Genomic DNA, 20,231 nt, shown 5'->3' on the forward strand with positions numbered 1-20,231 from the left:
CAGCGACCGCTGCGACGCCGATCAGCCTGGCTGCACTCCACCGCACCTGAAGTGTCTCCGCGGCGGCGAACGAGGGCTGCCTCACGGCCCCTGGTCACGGATCGGCGACGCAGCGCGGCGATCCCCGGCAAGCACCCGTCGCGGCGGCGTGATGAGGTGCAGGTCAAGGATCTCCGGCCGCGGAGCGACGCCCGGACCGCCCACCCGCACCCAGGCCGTGACGTCCTCGGTCGCGTCCAGGCTGTTGACCAGCCCCAGCCAGACGGGTCGGGCGCCGGCGGCACGGCCGTCGGCGGAAGGCTGTACGACGATGACGTTGGCCTGGTCACATACGTCCAGGCAGTCGGACACGCGAACAGGTGCCTCCTCCCGCAGGCGAGCCGTCTGCGCCGCGTGATCCAGACCGGTCACCTTGGGACTGCCGCAGCAGCAGTCCCGGCACACGACTATCCGGCACGGAGCAGGGCCGGCCGTCTCCGCTGCCTCCGCTTCGTCGGATGTCTCGTCGACCGATGCCTCGGGCACGTCGAACCCTTCCTCTCTCCGGGGAGGTCCGCCCCGGTACGTCGAGGTGGCGACGGCGTGAGTCTCCTGGCTCTCGGGTCAAGGCTCGTCCCGGCCTTCCCACCCGCCTCGGGCAGTGGCCTGTCGGGGATCCGCTCGCCGATCACAGTGGCGGGACCGCGCCGGATTCACACCGGCTTCCTCGGACCGCCGTCGCCATGACATCGGCCATCATTCCATCCAGGTGCTGCCCACCCCCGAGGGGCGCCATCAGTCCCAGCGTGCTCGCGTCCCCCATGGCAACCGCTGCGAGGGGCGAGGCCCGGCTGGTCCCAGACTTCAACGAAGGGCTGCGGCAAGCGATGCGCAGCAGCGAGGGAGAGGGGTGCTCGACAGACGTCACCTCCGCGCTGAAGCCGCGACGCTGAGTCCCGACGACCTGCTGACCTGATCCCGGAGGGCGCTTCCGGGCAGACGAGTACGTCGCGCCTTCAGGCCTCTCGGTCGTGGACGGGCACGCGCCGCTGCTGCGGCCCCGTGTATGCGCCCTGCGCCCGGGGGACGGCTGCGCGGTCATCGGAGTTGGGACTGTTGATACCCAGTCATCTAGCCCTGTCCGCACGGCCTCTGAGCGTCTGCGGTGTCAGTGTCCCCCTCATGCCGCATTTCGCGCGGGCTTATCCCGAAGCGCTTCCGGAACGCAGTGCTGAGTGCGCTCGGAGAGGAGAATCCCGACGCGTACGCCAGGTCCGTGATGCTCACGTGCTGATAGGCGGGGTTCTGCAGGCGTTCCCGTATCAGCCTGAGGCGCTCCTCGCGGATCAGCTCACGGGGCGTGGTGCCGGCGCGCTGCAGTGCCAGCTGAATCTGCCGCAGTGACCATCCCAACGCACGTGCCATCGCTTGGCCGTTCAGACCCGGGTCGCCCGCGTGCTCGCGCACATGGCGGCGCACCATGGCCTCCACCTCGGCCAGATGCTCCGGCGCATCCGGGCGGTCATCGCCCGCGACAAGCATGCACAACAGCTCGACGATCCGGTCGGACACCGCATCGAACTGGCTGGTGGTGAGGGTGTCCCGTTCCTCGTGCAGGCTGGTCACCATGTCCCCGACCACGCGGCCCAGGCCTGATGCCAGGTCAAGCCCCGCGGTCACCGGGGATTTCCGGTTCAGCCGGCTGTCCACCTCGTGAGCAGGGATGGTCATGCTGAGTCCCTCGTAACGATCGTAGAGAGTCTGGTACGACCCGTTCACCGGGATCAGGCCCGCGGTCCCGGGCACCATCTCTGCTTCCTCGCCGTCCTGACGGTGCACAGCCCTCCCGGAGAGCATGATCACGAACCGGTAGTCCTCATCCGGGTGCTGACGTACCTGCTGCGGGGTCCGGAGGTATCCGAGCTTGTCCGACCAGCACTTCGCGAGCTGATAGGTATCCGTCTGCTGGCGGATCGTCCCGGCACGGAAGGAGTCGCCGTGCGGGAACCTCAGGTCCATCCGACAGTGGACGGACGAGACGTGATCGGTCCAGAAGTCGGCGCGCTCACGCGGCGCCACATCCCCGATCGACGACGAGTTGACCACATAGGTCCCTCTGGTCCTCTCAAACACCCTTCATCGCTCCCTCACTGCCGTTGACCTGGTGATGGAAGGGGTGTTCACCACAGCACCCGGCTGGCAGGACCGTGGCAAAAAATCACAGCCGCAGCGTAGTGCTGGGTTTCCGTCGTGTCCGCCGAATCCAACGGAAGGGGCTACGTAAAAGGCCGTTCCATAGGCTCGGCAACGAACTACGCGCTGCCCGGGGATCTCCCCTCGGAGAGCCCCGCCGGGTCTCGCTCAGGCAAGGAGCCGGCGTGGCGGGGATGCGGACAGGGGCGACTCTTCTGTGACCAACCGGGCAGCTGCTGAGGACCCTTGTGTGGTGTCGTCGTACCGCAGCCGACGTTCGCAGCAAGTCGAAGCCGGCCTCATCGTTGTCGGCGACATCTCGCGGTGAAGCTCAGCAACTCCAACTTGCCACCTCTGCCAGGGGATTGGCGTCCTCATCTGGTGTGGCGGTCCGGATGGGGCTGTGGAATCCCTCCGGACGCAGGTCGATATGGGAGGTCGGCCCATGTCACGCTGCCTTGACCATTCTCACGGGCCCGGACTCCCCATGTTTCCGAGAAGGCCTTGACCAGTAGCAGCCCGCGCCCGCTCTCCTCTTCGGACGCGGCAGACCGCAGGCGCTGTTCCTTCGACCGGCACCCTTCGTCTGCGACCTCGACACGCAGTTGCATCCCCGTCACGCGCAGTCCGTAGCCGATCTCCACGCTGTCGGTGTGGAGCACGGCATTGGTGAAGAGTTCGGAGATCACTAACTCCGCGTCTGTGCAGACGTCTTCATGAGCACCCCACTCGCGCAACCGCGCCACGACACATCGCCGTGCCTCGGAGACGAAAGCGGGGAGCGCCGGCAGCTGAAACGCGTCCTGAAAGGTCACAGCGGCTGCCTCACGGCGCTGTGCTGATCGTGGACCATCGGGGACAGAAGCCACGGCGTGAATTCCAGGATCAGTCATGTGCGTCGCCGCCAGCTTGGCTGCACTGCAGCGCGGGAGTGAGCAGGAAACCCACGGGCCGGCACAGATCAAACAGATGGCGCGTTCCACCATGAGCCCCGAGTACGGTCTCGGGACCGGGGTCACAGACATCGGCGCCCATCGCATCGCGGGCGAAGACGCAACCAGTGACGCGGTTGTCCTTGCCGAAGAGCATCACAAGGTGGGCTCTGCTGGACAGGTGGGTGCCGAGTTGGAGCGGGAACCGGTCGACTGCGCGTAGGTGAAGAGTACCGGCCATCACGGTGTCCTTGAAGGTCGATGGGGAGCAACCACCCGCTGGCACAAGGGCAGTCCTGATGCGGAGGCCTGCCCTGTAGCCATTGCTCCATGGATGAGTCTGGTTCAGTTGCCCGCCCTGCCGCCTGCAGCGCAGCAGGTACCGGGAAGGTAAAGCGGAACCGGACTCTCGCACTTCTGTGTGCACGCAGAGAAAGTTTCCCCTGTACGCAGGGACCGCCGGACCGGTGCTCCTCCACCGTGCATACCGAGTGCTGCATCCACGCCAGTCGAGGTCGCGCGGACGAAGTGCTGCTGTCGGTGTGGCGTCTCAGATCTGGACGAGATCCACCAGGTTCGCCTGTGGAGTTCCGGATGCCGGGTCACGCTCGTATCACCGGGATTACACGCTTGACCTCAACCACGCTTCAAGTATGACGATGTCCCGCATGCACCCGGAATCCACGTCACATGCGGCTGACATCGAAGCGATCAGCCGGCTCGTCGCCACCGTCGAGCACTCCCAGCAGAACAAGGACCCCGAGGAGTTCCTCGGCCTCTTCCACCCGGACGCGATCTGGACAACGGCCCACGGCAAGGTCCTCATCGGGCTCAATGCGATCTCGGAGTTCACACGCAAGGTCCTCCCCGCGGCGAACTGGGACGGCAAGGTCACCTACGAGGTGATCCACGTGCTCTTCATTCGTCCCGACGTCGCGGCGGTCAAGGTCCGCCAGCGGTACCTGGCCCCGGGCGAGGAGAGCGAAGGTTCCCCGCTGTACGTGATCTCCAAGCAGAGTGACGGCCGTTGGCTGCTGACCGCCTGCCAGAACACGGGGGTCGGCTCCGACTAGAAGACTGCTGAAGATCTTGGTTGATCCGGGTTGCCACCGTCAGGTGGTGGCCTGGATCTGCCAGGTGGTGCCGTTGTGATGGAGTCCGAGGTTGATGAGTCGGCGGAGATTGAGGGCGGCGGCTCGGGTGTGGATCCAGGTGTCGTTCTTGATGGTGCCGCGGTAGCGGAGTTTGCGGTTGCCGTGGTGGACGAGCCAGGCGACGGCGCGTTCGACGGGTGGTCTCCAGCGTCGGTAGTCGGCTTGCCAGTCCGTGTCAGCGGCGGCCTGGTGGCGGGCTTGAACGAGTAGATCGTGGTGCGGCCGGATGGTCAGGATGCGTCCGGTCTTGGCTTTGGTGCATCGCTGACGCAGAGGACATCCGGTGCACTCCTTGGCGAAGGTGGCCTTGCGCTGACGGTGCCGTCCGCTGGGATCGGTGAGGGGGACGGTGTGTCCCTGGGGGCAGGTCACCGTGCCCGCGAGGGTGTCGATGGCGAAGTCGTCGAGGGTGAAACCGCCCGGGACAGCAGGCCGCAGTGGCGCGGGCTTGAAGAACAGCCGGTGCCCCGATTGTTGGAGACTTTGACAGGCGGAACCGGTGGAGTAGGCAGTGTCGCCGAAGGCGTCCACCGGATCGTTTTCCTGGGCGAGCAGGTCGAGGCCGACAGCAGCTTCGTGGTGTTCGCTGCCGGTCGCTGGCCGGAGGGCGACTGCGGTGAATAAGCCGGTCTCGGGCTCGATGGCCAGATGGGCCTTGAAGCCGTCCTGCTGCTGGTGGCGGGTCTTGTGCGCGTGGCGGGACTCCGGGTCGACGGTGGAGATCATCCGGTCGTAAGCGGTGCCCTGGGTGATGCGCCAGCGCCCGTCACGCCCGTCGCTGTCATCGGCGGGTTCGACGTCCTGGCCGGCGACCAAGGCCAGGATGCCGACCGCATTCGCGGCCTTTTCACCGAGTTCCTGCTCGGGCAGATGACCCAGCAGCCGCAGTGCGTCACCGACCAGGGCGTCCACCAGCTCAGCTCGTGCCGCCTGGTCGTTCCAGGCGATACGGGGCTTGCCGGGATCGCTGTAGTCGTGAGCCCGACACTGCTGGTCGGCGACTGCCGGGGCGCCGGGGACCTCACGGATCACCGTCCGGATCGCGGCGACGATCTGGGTAACGGTGTCCTGGGTGGCCACCGCATCATCCAGCACCGTGGAGTCCAGTGCCCGACGGTGCTTGCCCTTGAGCACGCCGGTGGTCTTGATGACCTCGCGGACGGTCTCGAATACCCGGTTCGGCCGGGCCGAGCGGGCCAGCCTGCGGCGAAAGTAGGACAGCAACGACGGGTCGAAGGCCGTGTCGTGCAGGCCGAGTCCGCAGGCAGCCTTCCACCGCAGGTCACAGCGCAGTTCCTGAACCGTCTCGAAGTCCGACAGGCCATGAAGAGCCTGCAGCGTGACGGCCGCGGCCAGGATCTGCGGCGGCATGCTCGGCCGCCCGTTTGCCGAGGGGTACATGTCCGCGAACATTCCTGCCGGGAACAACCGTCCACGGTGCTCGGCCAGGAAAGCGAACACACTCCCAGCCGGGATCAACTCCCGGCAGGTCTCCCACACATCCGGACCGACCGTCTCCCCGACCCACTCCCCTTGAACCACACCAACGAGTCTGGCCCCACCGCTCAAACGACGAGGCCAGAACCCCAAGATCTTCAGCAGTCTTCTAGGGGCTGTCCCGTAACTGATCTTCGACGTGAGGGTGGTCGGGATAGGATCCTGGACCGCACCGGTCTACGTCGCCGGTGTTGCGTCGTTCTGGGTAGGTGCGCCGGTGTCATCGATCAAGCAGTTCCAAGTCACCTTCGACTGCGCGGAACCTGAACGTCTCGCTCGATTTTGGTGCGAGGTGTTGGGGTACGTCATACCGCCGCCACCGGGGGGATTTGCCTCTTGGGGCGATTTCAAGCGCTCGCTGGCACCTGAGCAGCAGCACGCATGGTTTGCCTGCGTTGATCCCTCAGGTGTGGGCCCGCGACTGTTCTTCCAGCGCGTTCCCGAAGGGAAGGCTGCTAAGAATCGGCTGCATCTTGACGTGCGGGTCGGCACCGGACTCGTGGGGGAAGAGCGCCTCGCTGCACTTGAGACCGAGTGCGCACGGCTGGTCCCACTCGGCGCGGTACACGTGCGAACGCTTTATGACGGCAATGACGCGTGCATCCCGATGCTGGACATCGAGGGCAACGAGTTCTGTCTTGACTGAGCAGCCTCGGAATCGGCGAGGTGGGGAGACCTCTCTGTTCTCGCATGGGGCGGGAATTATCCCGTGAGGGCCAGGTTGTAAAGCCGGGCGATGCCGAGCATGGCCGTGTGAACGCCGTCGCCCTTCAGGCGGCAGTCGCGAAGGATCTTCCAGGTCTTCATCCGGGCAAAGGTGTGCTCGACGCGGGCGCGGACCTGCTTGTGCGAGCGGTTGTGCTGTTGCTTCCAGTGGGGCAGTTCCTCGCCGGCTCGGCGGCGGTGCGGCATCAGGAGTCCGGTCCCCGGATAGCCGCCGTCGGCGATAGTCGTCGTCGTACCGACTACGGCCTTGGCCCCGGATTCTCGTGACCAGCAGTTACGGGACAGCCCTCAGCCTGTCCGGTCGACCGGCACCCGGATCTGATCCGATCGACGACTTCCTGAAGGCCGTCCGGGCGGCACCGGGCCGCATGTACGACATGCCGGGCCCTCCCCGCTCGCGCTGAGCGGACCGCTCGGTGCACGGCCATGACCGATGAGCTTTCTCAGCGGTCAAGCACCATCACCAGATTCATCACGCTCACGCTTGTGGCCACGAGGAGCAGCGCGGTCACCTTGCACAGCAGACCCCGCCGGAGTTTCTCGTATCGGTCTGTGTATTCCGTTTGCAGTTCGTTGCCGCGTTGTTTGACGGCTTTCAGCATGCGCCGGGTGAGATCCAAACGGTCTGCGGTGTAGATGCGCACCACTTCTTCGTATTGAGCCTCGGTCAACCACGGCAAGAGGTCGGCGAAGGCCTCAGCTTCCGCGCGTGCCGTGCACCGGTAAGCGTGCGCCATCAGATAGCCCTCGATCTGGCGGAGCCCCGAAGCAGCCGCCTCGCTTCCGTCACGGTCAGGGCGGGTCACGGCTTGCGCCTTTTCTGCGCCGGTGGAGGGGCATAGCGGGTGAAGACAGGACGTCCGCCGAGGGTCATGAGCGAGATGCTCCGTCTTCGGGCTCGATCACATCTCTTCCGCCAGCGCTGTGCCGCTCGTCCATGGCCTGCGTCGCAGGGTGGTGCAGGTCGAACGCCGGGGATTCGGAGCGGACTCGTGGGAGCTGACAGAAATTGTGCCGTGGCGGGGGACACGAAGTGGCCCACTCCAGCGACCGCCCGTATCCCCAGGGATCGTCGACGACGATCTTCTCGGACGAGTGCGCGGTTTTCCAGACGTTGTACAGGAATGGCAAAGTGGAAAGTCCCAGGAGAAAAGCGCCGATGCTGGAGACCGTATTCAGTGCGGTGAAACCGTCAGCGGCAAGGTAGTCGGCGTAGCGGCGGGGCATGCCTTCGGCGCCGAGCCAGTGCTGAACCAGGAATGCCGTGTGGAAGCCCACGAACAGGGTCCAGAAGTGGATCTTGCCAAGGCGCTCATCGAGCATGCGGCCGGTGAATTTCGGCCACCAGAAGTAGAAGCCGGCGAACATCGCGAAGACGACGGTGCCGAAGACGACGTAATGGAAGTGGGCGACGACGAAGTAGGTGTCGGTCACGTGGAAGTCCATGGGCGGGGAGGCGAGCAGCACGCCGGTCAACCCGCCGAAGAGGAAGGTCACGAGGAAGCCCACGCTCCACAGCATCGGCGTCTCGAATGAGAGCGACCCCTTCCACATTGTGCCGATCCAGTTGAAGAACTTCACGCCGGTGGGCACGGCGATGAGGAACGACATGAAAGAGAAGAACGGCAAGAGCACCGCACCGGTCGGAAACATGTGATGAGCCCAAACCGTCACTGAGAGCCCGGTGATGGAGATGGTGGCACCCACCAGGCCGACGTATCCGAAAATGGGCTTGCGGCTGAAAACGGGAAGGATCTCGGTGACGACACCGAAGAACGGCAGCGCAATGATGTAGACCTCGGGATGCCCGAAGAACCAGAAAAGATGCTGCCACAGCAGAGGTCCACCGTTCGCGGCGTCGTAGATATGGGACCCGAACTCCCGGTCAGCCTGAAGTGCGAACAGCGCGGCAGCGAGGACCGGGAAAGCCATCAGCACCAGAACACTCGTGAGCAGTACGTTCCAGGTGAAGATCGGCATCCGGAACATCGTCATTCCTGGCGCCCGCATACAAATAATTGTCGTTGCGAAATTGACCGCCCCGAGGATCGTTCCGAAACCTGACAGGGCCATACCCATGACCCACAGGTTTGCGCCCATGCTGGGCGAGTGCTGGCTGTCCGAGAGAGGCGTATAGGCAAACCATCCGAAGTCGGCAGCGCCTCCGGGCGTGAGGAAACCGATAACCGTGATGAGGCCGCCGAAGAGATAGAGCCAGTACGACAGCATGTTCAGCCGCGGAAAGGCCACATCAGGGGCCCCGATTTGTAGCGGCATGATGGCATTGGCGAAGCCGGCGAACAGCGGAGTGGCGAAGAACAGCATCATGATCGTGCCGTGCATCGTGAACGCCTGATTGTACTGCTCGGCAGAGATGACCTGCATTCCCGGTCGGGCCAGCTCCGCTCTCATCACCATCGCCAAGAGCCCACCGAAGAGGAAGAAGACGAAAGCGCTGATCATGTAAAGCGATCCGATCTTCTTGTGGTCCGTGGTGGTCATCCACGTCACCAGCACCGCCCCAGGGGCACGTTTGGTGACCCGCTCCTCCTGAAGCTCAGTCAGCACAGCCGCCATGGGACGTTCCTTCCGATTTACGTGGACCAGGTAGCCCCCGGCAGGCTGCTGGACCGGGAGATCCTTGAGCAGGGGCCGGCACGGCGCAGACCTTTCGTACCGTTCTCTGTATCTGAACGGACGTTTTAACCCCTTCGTGGGCCCGGCACGGACTGACGGTTACTCATCGCGTGCCGCTTTCGACGGCCCGCCCGCACGAATCTCGCGCACGCGACGGGCCAACTCCGTAGCCGGGCGCTCACTTGTGTTGGCCAGGCTGGACGGGCCAGAACGTCAATCATGAATTCGCGGAGATCAGCCAAGACGGGGAAGCCGGGCCAGTTCATCGATGTCGAGGCCGTAGCGATGCACGAAGGACTCGTACTCGCAAGCCTCTTCTTCCAGCCAGCCGGCGACCCGCAACGCGTGCGCCATGCTCCCCATGCTGGACGCATCGCGGGCGACGCGGACATCTGCGGGCGCATGGGCGAGGCGATGGGCCGTGCCTTGGAACACGCCAGGTCCCGTACTCGCTCACCGGGAGCGAGTACGGGACCTGGGCGTTCACAGCCGCTGGGTCACAGCGGGTCAGTTGCGGGAGGCGTGCCTCCGGCGCAGCCACCACACCTGGGCGCTGCCGGCAACCACGACTGCGGCCGCGATTCCGACGATCAGGCCGAGCGGGGTGTTGGAGCCGGTACCGGCGAGATCGCCGTCCCTGTCCTTCGCCAGCTGGGCCGACTCGTCCGCTTCCGGGGACGGATCATCCCGATTCACGGCTGCAGGGGTGGAGTTGCCCGCCGCCGAGTCCGATGCCGAGGAGGACTCATCCCGGTTCACGGCCGAGGGCTTGGAGTCGTCCGGCTTGGACTCCGACGGAGTGGAGTCCTCCGGCTTGGAGTCGTCCGGCTTCGAGTCCGACGGGGCGGAGTCCCCCGGCTTCGAGTCCGACGGGGCGGAGTCCTCCGGCTTCGAGTCGCCCGGCTTCGAGTCCGACGGAGTGGAGTCCCCCGGCTTCGAGTCCTCCGGCTTCGAGTCGCCCGGCTTCGAGTCCGACGGAGTGGAGTCCCCCGGCTTCGAGTCCTCCGGCTTCGAGTCGCCCGGCTTCGAGTCCGACGGAGTGGAGTCCTCCGGCTTCGAGTCCTCCGGCTTCGAGTCCTCCGGCTTCGAGTCCTCCGGCTTCGAGTCTGTTCCTTCCCCGCCTTCCCCGCCTTCCGTGTCCTCGGCCTTGCCCGGGCAGTCCTTGTTGTCGTTGATGCAGTCCACGGCTTCCTTCATCAGCTTCTTGGGCATGACGTTGATGAAGTCGCTGTGGTCGGTGATGGGCTTGTGCAGCTGCTCCGGGAAGGAGTCGACCGCGAACGGCGTATCAGCGTTGAGCAAGTTCTGCTGCGGAATGTCGTACTTGATGGTCTGCTGCAGTTGCGGGACGTTCTGGAAGCCCTCGGGGCAGTTGCCCTGGTCGTCCGAGAACTTCATGTGGTCGCGGTGGTTGCCGCTGTCCGTGTTCTGACCGTCCCAGCAGTTCTGGAAGTTGAACGTACGGATCGTCGCGCTGCCCTCGGGGCAGATCGGGTACTTGTCCTCCAGCTGACGGTCCTCGAAGCCCTCGCAGCTCCACGAGGCGTTGGCGTTCTCGTCGCCGTTGGTGAAGGACTTCGCGTCACCGGTGATGATGCGCAGGAAGCGCGGCATCTCGACGACCTGGTCGGCACCGCCGGAGGTGAACTTCAGCGTGGCATCGGGCTGGAGGATGCTGCCGATGTTGAGGTCGTTGGCCCCACCGTCGCCGGGCTGGGCTTCGGCGCCCTGGCCGCCGCCCACCTGGTCCTCCTCGCCCTCGCCCTGGCCCTGGTCCTCACCTTGGCCCTGGTCCTGGCCCTGGTCCTCACCTTCAGCCGGGGGCTGCTCCTCGGCCGGAGGCTGCTCCTGACCCTGGTCCTCACCCTCAGCCGGGGGCTGCTCCTCGGCCGGGGGCTGCTCCTGACCTTGGTCCTGGCCCTCGGCCGGAGGCTGCTCCTGACCTTGGTCCTGGCCCTGGTCCGGGTCCTGGTCCTGACCGGCGTCATCTCCGGTCCGCTGGCCCTGCGGCTTCTCCTGGCCCTGGCTGCTCTGCTTCTGGACGTCGCCTTCCTGCACGGCGCCCCGCTGGTCCTCGTTGCCGTCCAGTGAACGGATGACGGGCCAGTAGTGCGTCGACTGGTCACCCTTGGCGCACGTGGTGCGGGCTGCGGCGAGAGACTCGTCGCTGGACTGCGAGTTGGTGTCCTCGTTGCCCACGTAGTCGTGCACGTGGTGGGCGCCGTTCAGAACACCGGGAGCGGCGATCACGTTGTCCGAGTTGAAGTGCTCTTCCTCGTTGTTGCCGCACTTCGTCTCGAAGGTGCCGCCCGGGTCGTCGGCCTTCGAGGCGTTGGGCTCGACGTCCTCGATGTTGACGAAGTCCTCGGCGACCGGGCCCTGGACCTGCCGGCCGTCTTCGCCTCCGCCTTCCTGGCCTTCCTGGGTGGCCTGGTCCTGCATCATCTGGCACTGGGCCATGGACTCCATGTCACCGGGGGCCTGGCCGCCGGCGTTCTGGATGTCCTGCCCCATGCTCCGGATGGTCTCCGAGCGCTGCTGCCTCAACTGGCCGAGGGTCTCCTCGGAGCTCTGCTCCTGGGAGTTCCATTGGCCGTAAGCCTGCGCGACCTGCTGGTCCAGAGTGGCGAGCTTCTGACCCACGGGTTCCTTGGCGCCCTTGGGTATCTGGCCCAGTGCAAGGCTCACATCAGGACAGTCGATCGTGCTGGCGGCAGGAACGGGGGCTTCGTTCGACCCCGCGAAGGCGCTCACACCTATCGCCGCCGCGCCACCACCACCAACGACCAGAGCTGCGACGATCGCTACCGTTCTGTTCGCCGTGCGCGAGCGTCTGTGGCCTTCACTTCTCATATTGCTTCACTCCACTCATTTCGCCTCATTCAGCGCCTCGAATTTCACGAGCCCCGTGCCCTCCGGGACTGGTGAGATGATCAAGGGAAATGGCGTTGGCCCGGGTCGTAGCGAATGACAACACCATTGAATTGCGGGTCTGATCGCGTACAAGGCCTAGGCCTACAAGGCCTGAAGACGGCCGCGAGCCTAGCGCAGCCTGTCCGCGAGGATGGAGTTCTCGTACTGATGGAACAACTTTGTCGTGACTGTGGACGCTCCCGTGCGGTCGTCCTCCATCGTTCTGAGTACACCACCGAGAGGATTGAGCGGTGTAGCAGAGGATTTGCGGCGAATTGTTGAAGGATTCCCAACGAGGTGACGTCCTGGCTCTTCCCCGCACGTCGATGCTCTGGTAGTCGGCCGCTCCGACCTCGTCGCCGCTCCGCAGCGCCGTCGCGGCGGTCTCCGCGGAGCGACGGCCGGAGCATCCGCCCCTGCGCCGTGTGCATCCGCGACCGGCCGCCAGGCGGTCGGGCCACTCAACTGAGGGCTGGAACCGACGTGTTGGCCGAGCCGACTGATGCGGTGGCCGGGAAGATCTGCCGGGAAGGTCTGCCGGGAAGCTCGCGGCGTCCGGTGCGTGGCGCCTCCCCGGGCCGCAGGCCCCGGGGCCGGCGCCTCCGCGGGCCGCAGGCCCAGGGCCCTTGACCTCCGTCGACCCCCTGATCCAAAAGGCTCGACGAGCCGCGATGCGGCATGCCCGCCGGACTTGCTCGTTCGGTCAGTGTGGCTGATTGGCTTTCCAGGCTCAATAAGTCATCGTCGACGGGGCGGAATTCGGAAACGGGAGTTGCATGCAGGACGAGGCGCACGCCGGGATTCTCACCCGCCGTCAGGAGCTGGCCGAGACGGGTGTTTTCCTGCTGCTGATCGTGCCGTCGATGGCGTTGTCGTTTCTCGCGGTCAGCCGGGGGGCCTTGCCTTTCCCCCTGGTCGCCGCCTCGACGATCCTGCGTGATGCGGGCCTGGTCGCGCTGATTCTGCTTCTGCTGTCGCGGGCCCGGCAGCCCGTCGCCGCCGTCGGCTGGGTCCGGCGCGGCATCGGGCAGGAGATCCTCGTAGGGGTCGCGCTTTCGGTACCGGTGCTGATCGGCGCGCAGTTGCTGGTCGCTGCCCTTCGAACCGCGGGTCTGTCCAAGCCCCGGACAGGTCCTACGGGATTGCTGCCCTCATCCGGTTTCGGCGACCTGCTGCTCGCCGTCGTACTCGTTACGGTCGTGGCCGTCGCCGAGGAGACGATTTTCCGCGGGTATCTGATTCTGCGGTTCAAGAGCGTTCTTCAAAGCCGTGCCTGGGCAGTGCTGTTGTCGACACTGGTGTTCTCCGTCGGCCACGGATACGAAGGCGGCGCGGGCGTGTTGACGGTCGGAGTGATCGGCCTGGTTTTCGCCGTTGTCTATGAGTGGCGGGGAAGTCTCGTGGCTCCGGTCGTCATGCACTTCGTCCTGGATTTCATCTCGATCGTGCTGGGGCCGCTGCTGCGCTGACCGCGGCCCCGTCCCTCATGCGAGGTCCTCATGCGAGTTCGTAGAAGCTCTCGCCGTCGAGGTAGCGGACGGTGCCCGCGTCACGCAGGACGGTCTCCTTCACCTCGTGGCGGAGATTGACGATGAGCGGGTACGTCAGGTCGTTGACGGTCGGCCGGATCGGCGAGCCAGGGGTCACCAGGGTGCGTACGTCGTAGAGGCTTTCGAGCTGCTGGAGCTTCTCCAGGTGCCGGTAGCGCCGCAGAGTGCCGTCGACGGGCGAGATCATCGCGACAGAGGCGAAGTGCCGCCGGACGCGGTACTCCGTGGAGTACTCGGCGCGGAAGCGGTCGGGGTCGGTGTAGGCGAGCGCCGTCCAGCCGAGCTGGGACTCGCCGAGGGCCAGCTCCGCGTAGTGCGGGATCTCCCCTCCGGCGATCCGTGCGCCCATCTCGACCAGTCTCGGGCCCTCCGGCGTCAGTTTGACCTCCAGGTGTCCGGGGCCGTGCCGGATGCCGAGGGCGTCGAGGACCGACTCGGCGTACTCGCCCAGGACCCGGCCCGCCCCGGAGGAGCGCGGCACCGAGTGAATGGCGTCGCACAGGTCGAGGACGCCGTTGGCCGAGAGCCGCGTCGTGCGCCAGATGTCGCAGACCCGGTGCCGTCCGTCGCTGCTGACGGTGTCGACGATGTACTCGGCGCCGCGCAGGTACTCCTGGGCAACGACGCCCTCGTTGTGACCTCCGTAGATGTGTGCGGCGCCGAGCAGCGTGCGGTACGCCTCGACGGACTGCTCCGGGGTGTCGCAGAAGAAGACGCCGTCTCCGCCGCCGCTGCTGAGCGGCTTGACGACCACGCGCCGGCCCAGCGCGGAGTGCCAGCGGTGCAGCGACTCCTCGTCGGTGACGAGGAGTTGGTCCGCTCCGGCGACACCGGCCGCCTTGACCGTCTCGATCATCGTGAACTTGTCGCGGCGTGCCGCGCTGTGTTCGGTGCCGTTCGTCGCGAGGCCCATCCGCTCGCTGAGGCGGTCTGCGAACTCGACGCCGTGTTCCCCTCCGGGTACGACCGCGACGGGACTGTACGCGGCCAGTGCCCGTACCGTCTCCTCGAGGTCGCCGTGGTGGACGATGTTGTCCACGTAGTCGTCGAGGTTCAGTGCGCTGCGGAACGCCTCCGGGACCTCGGGGCCGCTCTGGACGCGCACGCACGCGTAACCGGCCTTCGCGAACTCGGGGATGAGGCGCCGGGTCGGGTGGTAGGTGTCGACGATCGCGACATGGCCCCGGTCGGGCCCGGTGCGCTCGCGCTCCACCCGCTCGGGCTGCTGGACGTGCTCGGACATCGCGGCTCTCCCCTCGTTCCTCGCCGGCCGGCGCGCTCACGCGCGGGCCGGCCGGTCGTCCTTGCCAGACGTACGGTCGGTCATCCGGTTCGGGCCCGGGCGGCGGCTGCGGCAACCGCCCCCGGGCGTCAGGCAGTTGTGCCTACGGAAGTGTCACAGGTCAGGTGTCCGCCGGGGGCGTCATCCGGCCGCTTCCGGTGCGGGTGCCGTGCCGGGGCCCGGCTGCTTCCCGGCGGCCTGCCGGTCTGCGTGATCGTCGTGGTCCGTACTGGCGGCGAGACCGGCCAGATGCGCGCCGCCGGACCGCACGCCCCAGTGGTAGACGGCGAGCCCCATGACGCCGGCGGCGATCGAGTCCCACGGGGCCGCGAGCAGCCCGCTGCCGCCGAAGCTTCCGGCCCAGGAGACCAGGTAGATCGCGGCGAGATAGCCCAGCAGCCACAGGCCCAGGGCCAGTTCGCGTCCCAGTTCGGCGCTGCGGCGATGCCTCACGGCGTAGATCAGCACGCCGGACGCGGCCATCGGCAGGGCGATGCGCAGATGTTCCCAGCCTGCCCAGTGGATCAGCCCGGTGGAGACCACGAAGCTCGCCGGTGCGATCCAGCGCAGCCCCGGCAGCGTCCAGGAGGCGCGGTCGCCGTCGCTCACGCGGAAGGTGCCGGCCGCTACGGCGCACGCCGAGTAGCCCAGCAGGGAGAGCACACCGACGACGGTGATCAGGTCCTGCCACCCCCGGAAGGGCACGAGGAAGAGGGCGCTGACCACGAAGTTGCCGAGCATCGCGCGCCTCGGGACTCCCGACGGGCCGTGGATGACGGCGATTTGACGGGGCAGCACGCCATTGCGTGCCGTGGCGTAGGTCTCGCGCGCTCCGGAGGCGACGAAGACGGACACGGCTCCGGCCGGGGAGATCACGGCGTCGGCGTAGATCACGGTCGCCAGCCAGCCCAGTTCGAGGGCGAGCGCGAGCTGTCCGTACGGGGAGGAGAGGTTCACGCCCTGCCAGCCTCCGTGACCGAGCCGCTCCTCGGGGACGGCGAGCAGGAAGACCAGTTGCAGCATCATGTACAGCACGACGACGAGCGTGATCGACATGATGACCGCGCGGGGCAGGTCACGGCGCGGATCGCGGGCCTCGCCGGAGAGCTCGACGGCCGCGCCGAAGCCGTTCATGGAGTAGATGATGCCGGCGGTCGCGACAACGCTGAGCATCGCGGGCCAGCCGTAGGGCGCCCAGCCGCCGCCCGCCTCGATGTTGCCGGTGTGGAAGCCGGAGAGGAGCAGGGCCACGATGGTCAGCAGCGGTACGGCCGTCTTGACCACGGTCAGCAGCAGGTTGACCTTGGCGAACAGCGCGACGCCGAACCAGTTGAGCAGCACCAGCGCCCCGAGCAGTGCCACGGCGACGAGGGTGCCCTTCGCCGTCAGGGAGCCGTCCGCGTACACGCCGGGTATGTAGCGCTCGGCGTACTGGACGATTGCCGAGGATTCGGCGGCGAGCGCGCTGGTGACGGCCAGCAGCACGCCCCAGCTGATGACCGTTCCCACGACGGGCCCGCCGGCCTGCATGGGCCAGCGCACCATGCCGCCCGCCTGCGGACGGGTGGCGCCGAGCTGGGCGAGCACCATGCCGACGAGGATCAGGGCACCGCCCGCGAGCGGCCACGAGAACAGCGCGGCGGGGCCGGCGCCTTGAGCGGCGTAGTACGCGCCGAACAGCCAGCCGGAACCGATCATGCCGCCGAAGGCGACCCCGGTGAGGCTCCAGAAGCCCAGCTCCTTGCGGAGGCCGGCCTCTCCCGTCGAGCGCGGCCCGCCGGCGGGCGGGCGGTGGTCCAAGGGCGGTGCGGACATGGGTCTCCCCCTGTGTGTGATGGCAGAGCGAACGGACGGCCTCGCGCGGGGCGGAGTGGTGACTCCGCCCCGCGGGCGGCCGTTCAGGGATTCCGGGACTCTTCTGAGAGCCCGGGATTCAGGGATGCCGGGCGGATTCCGGCTCGGGCGTGTGCGTTTCCGGCGCGGGCCCGTACGGACGGGCCCGGCCGGGTCCGGGCAGGTACGGACGGGCCCGGCCGGGTCGGGGCGCGTACGGAGGGCCGGCGAGGTCAGCCCGCGTCGCGGTGCTCCTCTCCGGCGCTGTCGGCCGCGGCGGCCTTCCCGGGGCTGACGCGGGCGTCGACGTCGTGGTCCGTTCCGGCCTCCCCGCCGGTCTCCGCGTCCCCCTCGGCCGCCGGCGTGGCGGCCCCCTCCGGGGGATGCCCGGCCGTGCCGGAACCCTCGGGGGCGGGCTGCGGCGCCGGTACGTCGCGAACCTTGGGCGACAGCACGAGGAACGCCGCGAGCAGACCGAGCACCACCGCACCGCAGACGAACGGCAGCGACACGCCCGTCTGGTACAGCGCCGTCGCGGCGAGCGGGCCGAGGACGAGGGTGAAGCCGTTCGTGGCGGAGATCAGCCCGGCCACGCCGCCCTGCTCGTCGGCGCCCACCCGCAGGCTGAGCACCGAGTTGTAGCCCGGGATGGCCAGGCTGTGACCCATGCCGGAGAGCATGGTGGCGGCGAAGAAGACCGGAAGGCTGTCGGCGAAGACCATCACCACGAACGCGACGCCCGTCAGCGGCACCCCCACCCGGAGAAGCCGCAGCGGCCGCCACTTGAGGAACGGGATGACGACGCCCTGCACCAGCATCATGGGAAGCCCGCCGGCCAGCAGCACGTACCCCGACCACTCGGCGGTCTCCCGCGTCGTCAGGCCCAGCCGGTCCTGGAGGAGGAAGCCCACGCTCATCTGGAGCATGCTGACGGAGAGATAGACCCCGACGCCCGCCAGCAGGAACGGCCAGACCCGCCCGTCCCGCGGGCTCAGCCGCGGCGCCTTCGTCTTCGGCCCGTCGGAGCGTGGGTCCTTGGGCAGCCCCACCCATACGGCGAAGGCGGGCAGCAGGATCAGTGCGGGCGCCAGATAGAGAGCGGCGACAAGCCCGAACTCGGCCAGCAGGCCGCCCAGTCCGGGCCCGAGGACCAGTGCGAGGCCGATGGCCGCTCCCACCCGTGCCATGCCTTTCACGCGGGTCTGCTCGTCCGGCGTGACGTCGGCGACGTAGGACTGCGCCGCGACGGGCAGCGCCGCAAGCGCGCCGCCGAAGACGATGCCGCGAGTGGCCAGCAGCAGAGCGAACGTCGCCAAGGCGCCGATGGTGCCGATCAGTCCCAGGTGCGCGGAGACGGCGAAGGCGAAGAGGCCCGCGGCGGCGCCGAACAGCGAGACGACGAGCAGCGGTTTGCGGCCGTGCGTGTCGCTGCGCCGGCCCCACCAGGGGCTGACGAGCGCCACCATGGCGGCGGACGCGCTCATCACGATGCCGAACTGGAACTCGCTCAGGGAGAGTTCACGCGCGAGCGGCGGAAGCACGGGCGTGAGGATCTGCTGGCCCGTGTACCCCCCGAAGACCGCCAGGTAGATCAGCAGAAAGCTGCGCCGGGGCGGGCTGCTGGAGCCCGCCGGCGTGGCTTGTGGCGCCGCAGTGGTCATGTTCTTCCCATCGATTCCGGTTCGGCCGACGTCCTGTGGTCCGGCCGGCATCTGCCCGAGGCGGGAGATGCCTGCCCTGCTCCCCTCTGGTGCGACGTCGGCGGAGTGGTCAGTCTTGTCCGGGGTAGCGCTGATCTGCTGTCAGTTTCCGCTATCCAGTCATCCGTTGTGCGGCAGTCGAGGGTTGCCGGCCCCGCAATCGTGAGGCTTCGGCGGGCAGCCGCCGGACGTGATCCGCCACCGTCCGCCGATCTCTGCCGCCCTCCGGGGCCGCCTGCGCCCTGCGCTTCTCACGAGGGGATCAGCTCCAGGGGATCCAGCGCCGCGGTGAGCTGCTGTGCGAGGTGGATCAGCGGACCGTCGTCTCCCGGGCGGCCGACGAGCTGTACGGCGAGGGGCGCACCGTGCTGAGGATCCCGGCCGACCGGCATGGTGACCGCCGGCAGTCCCGCGAAGCTGGCGACGGGCGTGAAGCCCACCTCCCGTTCGAACGCGGGGTCGTCGGCGTCCGGGATCGTCGAGGATGCGGCCACCGCACCGCGCGGGCGGGGCACACCCGGGTCCAGCGGCATCAGCCACACGTCCACGGACGCCTCGGCGAACAGGTCCGTCACTCCCGCCCTCAGCCGCGCCATCTCCGCCCGAATCTCCGCACGCCGCTCGTCGCCGACCTTGGCGCCCGTCTCCAGCGCCCGCCTGGTCGAGGGCATCAGTTCGTCGACGATCCGGTCCCGCCACACCTGGTGGCCGTCCCACGCGTCGCGGGCGCACAACTCCCATGCCGCGGCCCGGCAGTTCCACAGTTCCCCGAGTGCGCGGGAGGCGACGCGGTGGCCCCGCGAGGTGAGCGCGGCGCTCGCCGTGTCGAGCGCCGCGGCGATCTCCGGATCGACGACACCCGGCCGGTACAGCTCCTCCGGCACGCCCACCCGCAAGGACCGCACCGGCACACGGGGCTCCTCGCCGAGCCCCAAGTGCCGCCAGGCGAAGGCGAGATCATCGGCCGTACGGGCCACCCAGCCGGGGGCGTCCATGCCGGGGCTGAGCGGGAAGATGCCCGCGAGCGCGGCCGGATCGTGCGTGGTGCGCAGGCCGACGACCCCGCAGCGTCCCGCGGGCCAGCGCACCGAGCCGAGCACGTCGGTGCCGAGCCCCACGTCGCAGATGTTCGCCGCGACGGCCACGGCGGATCCCGTGCTGGAGCCCGCCGGGTCGAACCGGGGGAAGTACGGATTGACGCAGCCCGAGCCCACCCCGATGTTCAGTTCCGTGGTGACCACCTTCGCGTTCACCTCGGCGCCGCGCAGCGAGGCCACGATCGCCGCCGACTCCTGCGGGTGGTGCCGGTAGTGGCGCAGTCCGAGCCGGGTGGGGTAGCCCCGTACGTCGACGGTGTCCTTGACCCCGACGCGCAGGGCGCCCACGCCCCTCCCCGCCGGGGTGCCGCCGCCCGGCTCCCGGTGCGGTTCCTCTGTGCGGCCGCGCAGCTGGGCGCAGGCCCGGTAGCGCTGGTCGGCCACGGGCTCCCAGGAGGCGGCGGCCCCGGACAGCTCGGCGGCGGACAGTTCGCCCTTGCGCAGCAGCGCGTCCCGTTCCGCGAGCGGCAGAGCGAGGACGGCGGGCAGGGGCGGGGCGGCGTCCTCTCCCCCGGCTCCGGGCCGTCTGCGGCCGACGAAGTCCGCGACTGCACTTTCAGGCGTTCGCATGGTTGCTCCTGCTTGTGGGCGCCGATGGTCTTCGGCGGGGTCTGTCGTGACTGCGTGTGCCGTGGCCCGTGTCGCGGCCGGCCGGTGGGGCCGGTCCGGGGCCGTGTCGCCTGCCCGGGCGCGGCGCCCGCCCTGTCCCCGGCGGGGGCCCGGCCCGTCGGACCGGCC

Annotated in this window: 16 protein-coding genes, 1 pseudogene and 1 riboswitch; of the genes and pseudogenes, 4 read left to right on the forward strand and 13 right to left on the reverse strand. The window is 67.9% G+C overall.

The genetic code is table 11. The features are described 5' to 3' along the window. Nucleotides 1–81: 81 nt before the first annotated feature. The 3 genes from EV375_RS12075 to EV375_RS12085 all read right to left on the reverse strand — a co-directional run bounded on the left by EV375_RS12075 (nucleotide 82) and on the right by EV375_RS12085 (nucleotide 2,987). On the reverse strand, nucleotides 82–525 hold the full coding sequence (locus tag EV375_RS12075) for a (2Fe-2S) ferredoxin domain-containing protein (protein ID WP_486588437.1): 444 nt from the start codon (nucleotides 523–525) through the stop codon (nucleotides 82–84). Nucleotides 526–562: 37 nt separating this feature from the next. After that, a riboswitch (cobalamin riboswitch) is annotated at nucleotides 563–752 on the reverse strand. 358 nt (nucleotides 753–1,110) lie between these two features. Next, the gene (locus EV375_RS12080; protein WP_130299442.1) at nucleotides 1,111–2,112 is read right to left on the reverse strand and encodes an AraC family transcriptional regulator; all 1,002 of its coding nucleotides are present in this window, start codon (nucleotides 2,110–2,112) and stop codon (nucleotides 1,111–1,113) included. A gap of 434 nt (nucleotides 2,113–2,546) precedes the next feature. Then, nucleotides 2,547–2,987 (reverse strand): ATP-binding protein, encoded by a 441-nt coding sequence (locus EV375_RS12085; RefSeq protein ID WP_486588438.1) that lies wholly within the window; start codon nucleotides 2,985–2,987, stop codon nucleotides 2,547–2,549. 76 nt (nucleotides 2,988–3,063) lie between these two features. On the opposite strand from EV375_RS12085, the gene EV375_RS12090 reads away from it, so the two are divergent. Next, a complete protein-coding gene (locus EV375_RS12090) occupies nucleotides 3,064–3,327 on the forward strand; it encodes a hypothetical protein (protein WP_130299444.1) in 264 nt (87 codons plus the stop codon). A 436-nt stretch (nucleotides 3,328–3,763) separates the two neighbouring features. Next, nucleotides 3,764–4,177: a nuclear transport factor 2 family protein gene (locus tag EV375_RS12095; protein ID WP_486588726.1), complete on the forward strand. Its 414-nt coding sequence runs from the start codon at nucleotides 3,764–3,766 to the stop codon at nucleotides 4,175–4,177. A gap of 39 nt (nucleotides 4,178–4,216) precedes the next feature. On the opposite strand, the gene EV375_RS12100 is transcribed toward EV375_RS12095, so the two are convergent. Continuing rightward, nucleotides 4,217–5,758 (reverse strand): IS1182 family transposase, encoded by a 1,542-nt coding sequence (locus EV375_RS12100; RefSeq protein ID WP_130301611.1) that lies wholly within the window; start codon nucleotides 5,756–5,758, stop codon nucleotides 4,217–4,219. Between the two features lie 214 nt (nucleotides 5,759–5,972). Between EV375_RS12100 and EV375_RS12105 the strand changes: the two genes are divergently transcribed. After that, entirely contained in the window at nucleotides 5,973–6,401 is a 429-nt protein-coding gene (locus tag EV375_RS12105) for a VOC family protein (protein WP_130299445.1), read from the forward strand. Between the two features lie 56 nt (nucleotides 6,402–6,457). Here EV375_RS12105 and EV375_RS12110 read toward each other — a convergent pair. From EV375_RS12110 to EV375_RS12125, 5 genes and pseudogenes are all read right to left on the reverse strand, one after another. Next, nucleotides 6,458–6,742 (reverse strand): annotated as a pseudogene (locus tag EV375_RS12110) (transposase); the annotation flags it as partial. A 182-nt stretch (nucleotides 6,743–6,924) separates the two neighbouring features. Further along, nucleotides 6,925–7,287: a hypothetical protein gene (locus tag EV375_RS12115; RefSeq protein WP_130299446.1), complete on the reverse strand. Its 363-nt coding sequence runs from the start codon at nucleotides 7,285–7,287 to the stop codon at nucleotides 6,925–6,927. A 64-nt stretch (nucleotides 7,288–7,351) separates the two neighbouring features. Next, entirely contained in the window at nucleotides 7,352–9,058 is a 1,707-nt protein-coding gene (ctaD, locus tag EV375_RS12120; protein WP_130299447.1) for an aa3-type cytochrome oxidase subunit I, read from the reverse strand. Between the two features lie 294 nt (nucleotides 9,059–9,352). Next, complete coding sequence (locus EV375_RS29090) at nucleotides 9,353–9,553, reverse strand: hypothetical protein (protein WP_165434651.1); 201 nt, start codon at nucleotides 9,551–9,553, stop codon at nucleotides 9,353–9,355. Nucleotides 9,554–9,625: 72 nt separating this feature from the next. Then, nucleotides 9,626–11,806 (reverse strand): DUF1996 domain-containing protein, encoded by a 2,181-nt coding sequence (locus tag EV375_RS12125; protein WP_486588439.1) that lies wholly within the window; start codon nucleotides 11,804–11,806, stop codon nucleotides 9,626–9,628. Between the two features lie 1,001 nt (nucleotides 11,807–12,807). Between EV375_RS12125 and EV375_RS12130 the strand changes: the two genes are divergently transcribed. After that, a complete protein-coding gene (locus EV375_RS12130; protein ID WP_130299448.1) occupies nucleotides 12,808–13,500 on the forward strand; it encodes a CPBP family intramembrane glutamic endopeptidase in 693 nt (230 codons plus the stop codon). Nucleotides 13,501–13,528: 28 nt separating this feature from the next. On the opposite strand, the gene EV375_RS12135 is transcribed toward EV375_RS12130, so the two are convergent. From EV375_RS12135 to EV375_RS12150, 4 genes are all read right to left on the reverse strand, one after another. Further along, a complete protein-coding gene (locus tag EV375_RS12135) occupies nucleotides 13,529–14,824 on the reverse strand; it encodes an ATP-grasp domain-containing protein (protein ID WP_130299449.1) in 1,296 nt (431 codons plus the stop codon). 180 nt (nucleotides 14,825–15,004) lie between these two features. Next, nucleotides 15,005–16,678 carry an APC family permease gene (locus tag EV375_RS12140; RefSeq protein ID WP_130301792.1) on the reverse strand — a complete coding sequence of 558 codons (1,674 nt, stop codon included), beginning with the start codon at nucleotides 16,676–16,678 and terminating at the stop codon, nucleotides 15,005–15,007. A 251-nt stretch (nucleotides 16,679–16,929) separates the two neighbouring features. Continuing rightward, complete coding sequence (locus EV375_RS12145) at nucleotides 16,930–18,357, reverse strand: MFS transporter (protein WP_165434717.1); 1,428 nt, start codon at nucleotides 18,355–18,357, stop codon at nucleotides 16,930–16,932. Between the two features lie 290 nt (nucleotides 18,358–18,647). After that, nucleotides 18,648–20,063 (reverse strand): amidase, encoded by a 1,416-nt coding sequence (locus EV375_RS12150; RefSeq protein WP_130299451.1) that lies wholly within the window; start codon nucleotides 20,061–20,063, stop codon nucleotides 18,648–18,650. Between the last annotated feature and the right edge of the window lie 168 nt (nucleotides 20,064–20,231).

It is taken from the genome of Streptomyces sp. CNZ301, from assembly GCF_004217425.1.

What these genes read in the sequence shown, in the direction of transcription:
- EV375_RS12095 (WP_486588726.1), top strand. Translation starts at nt 3,764, where the DNA reads ATGTCCCGCATGCACCCGGAATCCACGTCACATGCGGCTGACATCGAA.
- EV375_RS12135 (WP_130299449.1), bottom strand. Translation starts at nt 14,824, where the DNA reads ATGTCCGAGCACGTCCAGCAGCCCGAGCGGGTGGAGCGCGAGCGCACC.
- EV375_RS12150 (WP_130299451.1), bottom strand. Translation starts at nt 20,063, where the DNA reads ATGCGAACGCCTGAAAGTGCAGTCGCGGACTTCGTCGGCCGCAGACGG.
- EV375_RS12140 (WP_130301792.1), bottom strand. Translation starts at nt 16,678, where the DNA reads ATGTCCGCACCGCCCTTGGACCACCGCCCGCCCGCCGGCGGGCCGCGC.
- EV375_RS12145 (WP_165434717.1), bottom strand. Translation starts at nt 18,357, where the DNA reads ATGACCACTGCGGCGCCACAAGCCACGCCGGCGGGCTCCAGCAGCCCG.
- EV375_RS12090 (WP_130299444.1), top strand. Translation starts at nt 3,064, where the DNA reads ATGTGCGTCGCCGCCAGCTTGGCTGCACTGCAGCGCGGGAGTGAGCAG.
- EV375_RS12130 (WP_130299448.1), top strand. Translation starts at nt 12,808, where the DNA reads ATGCAGGACGAGGCGCACGCCGGGATTCTCACCCGCCGTCAGGAGCTG.
- ctaD (WP_130299447.1), bottom strand. Translation starts at nt 9,058, where the DNA reads ATGGCGGCTGTGCTGACTGAGCTTCAGGAGGAGCGGGTCACCAAACGT.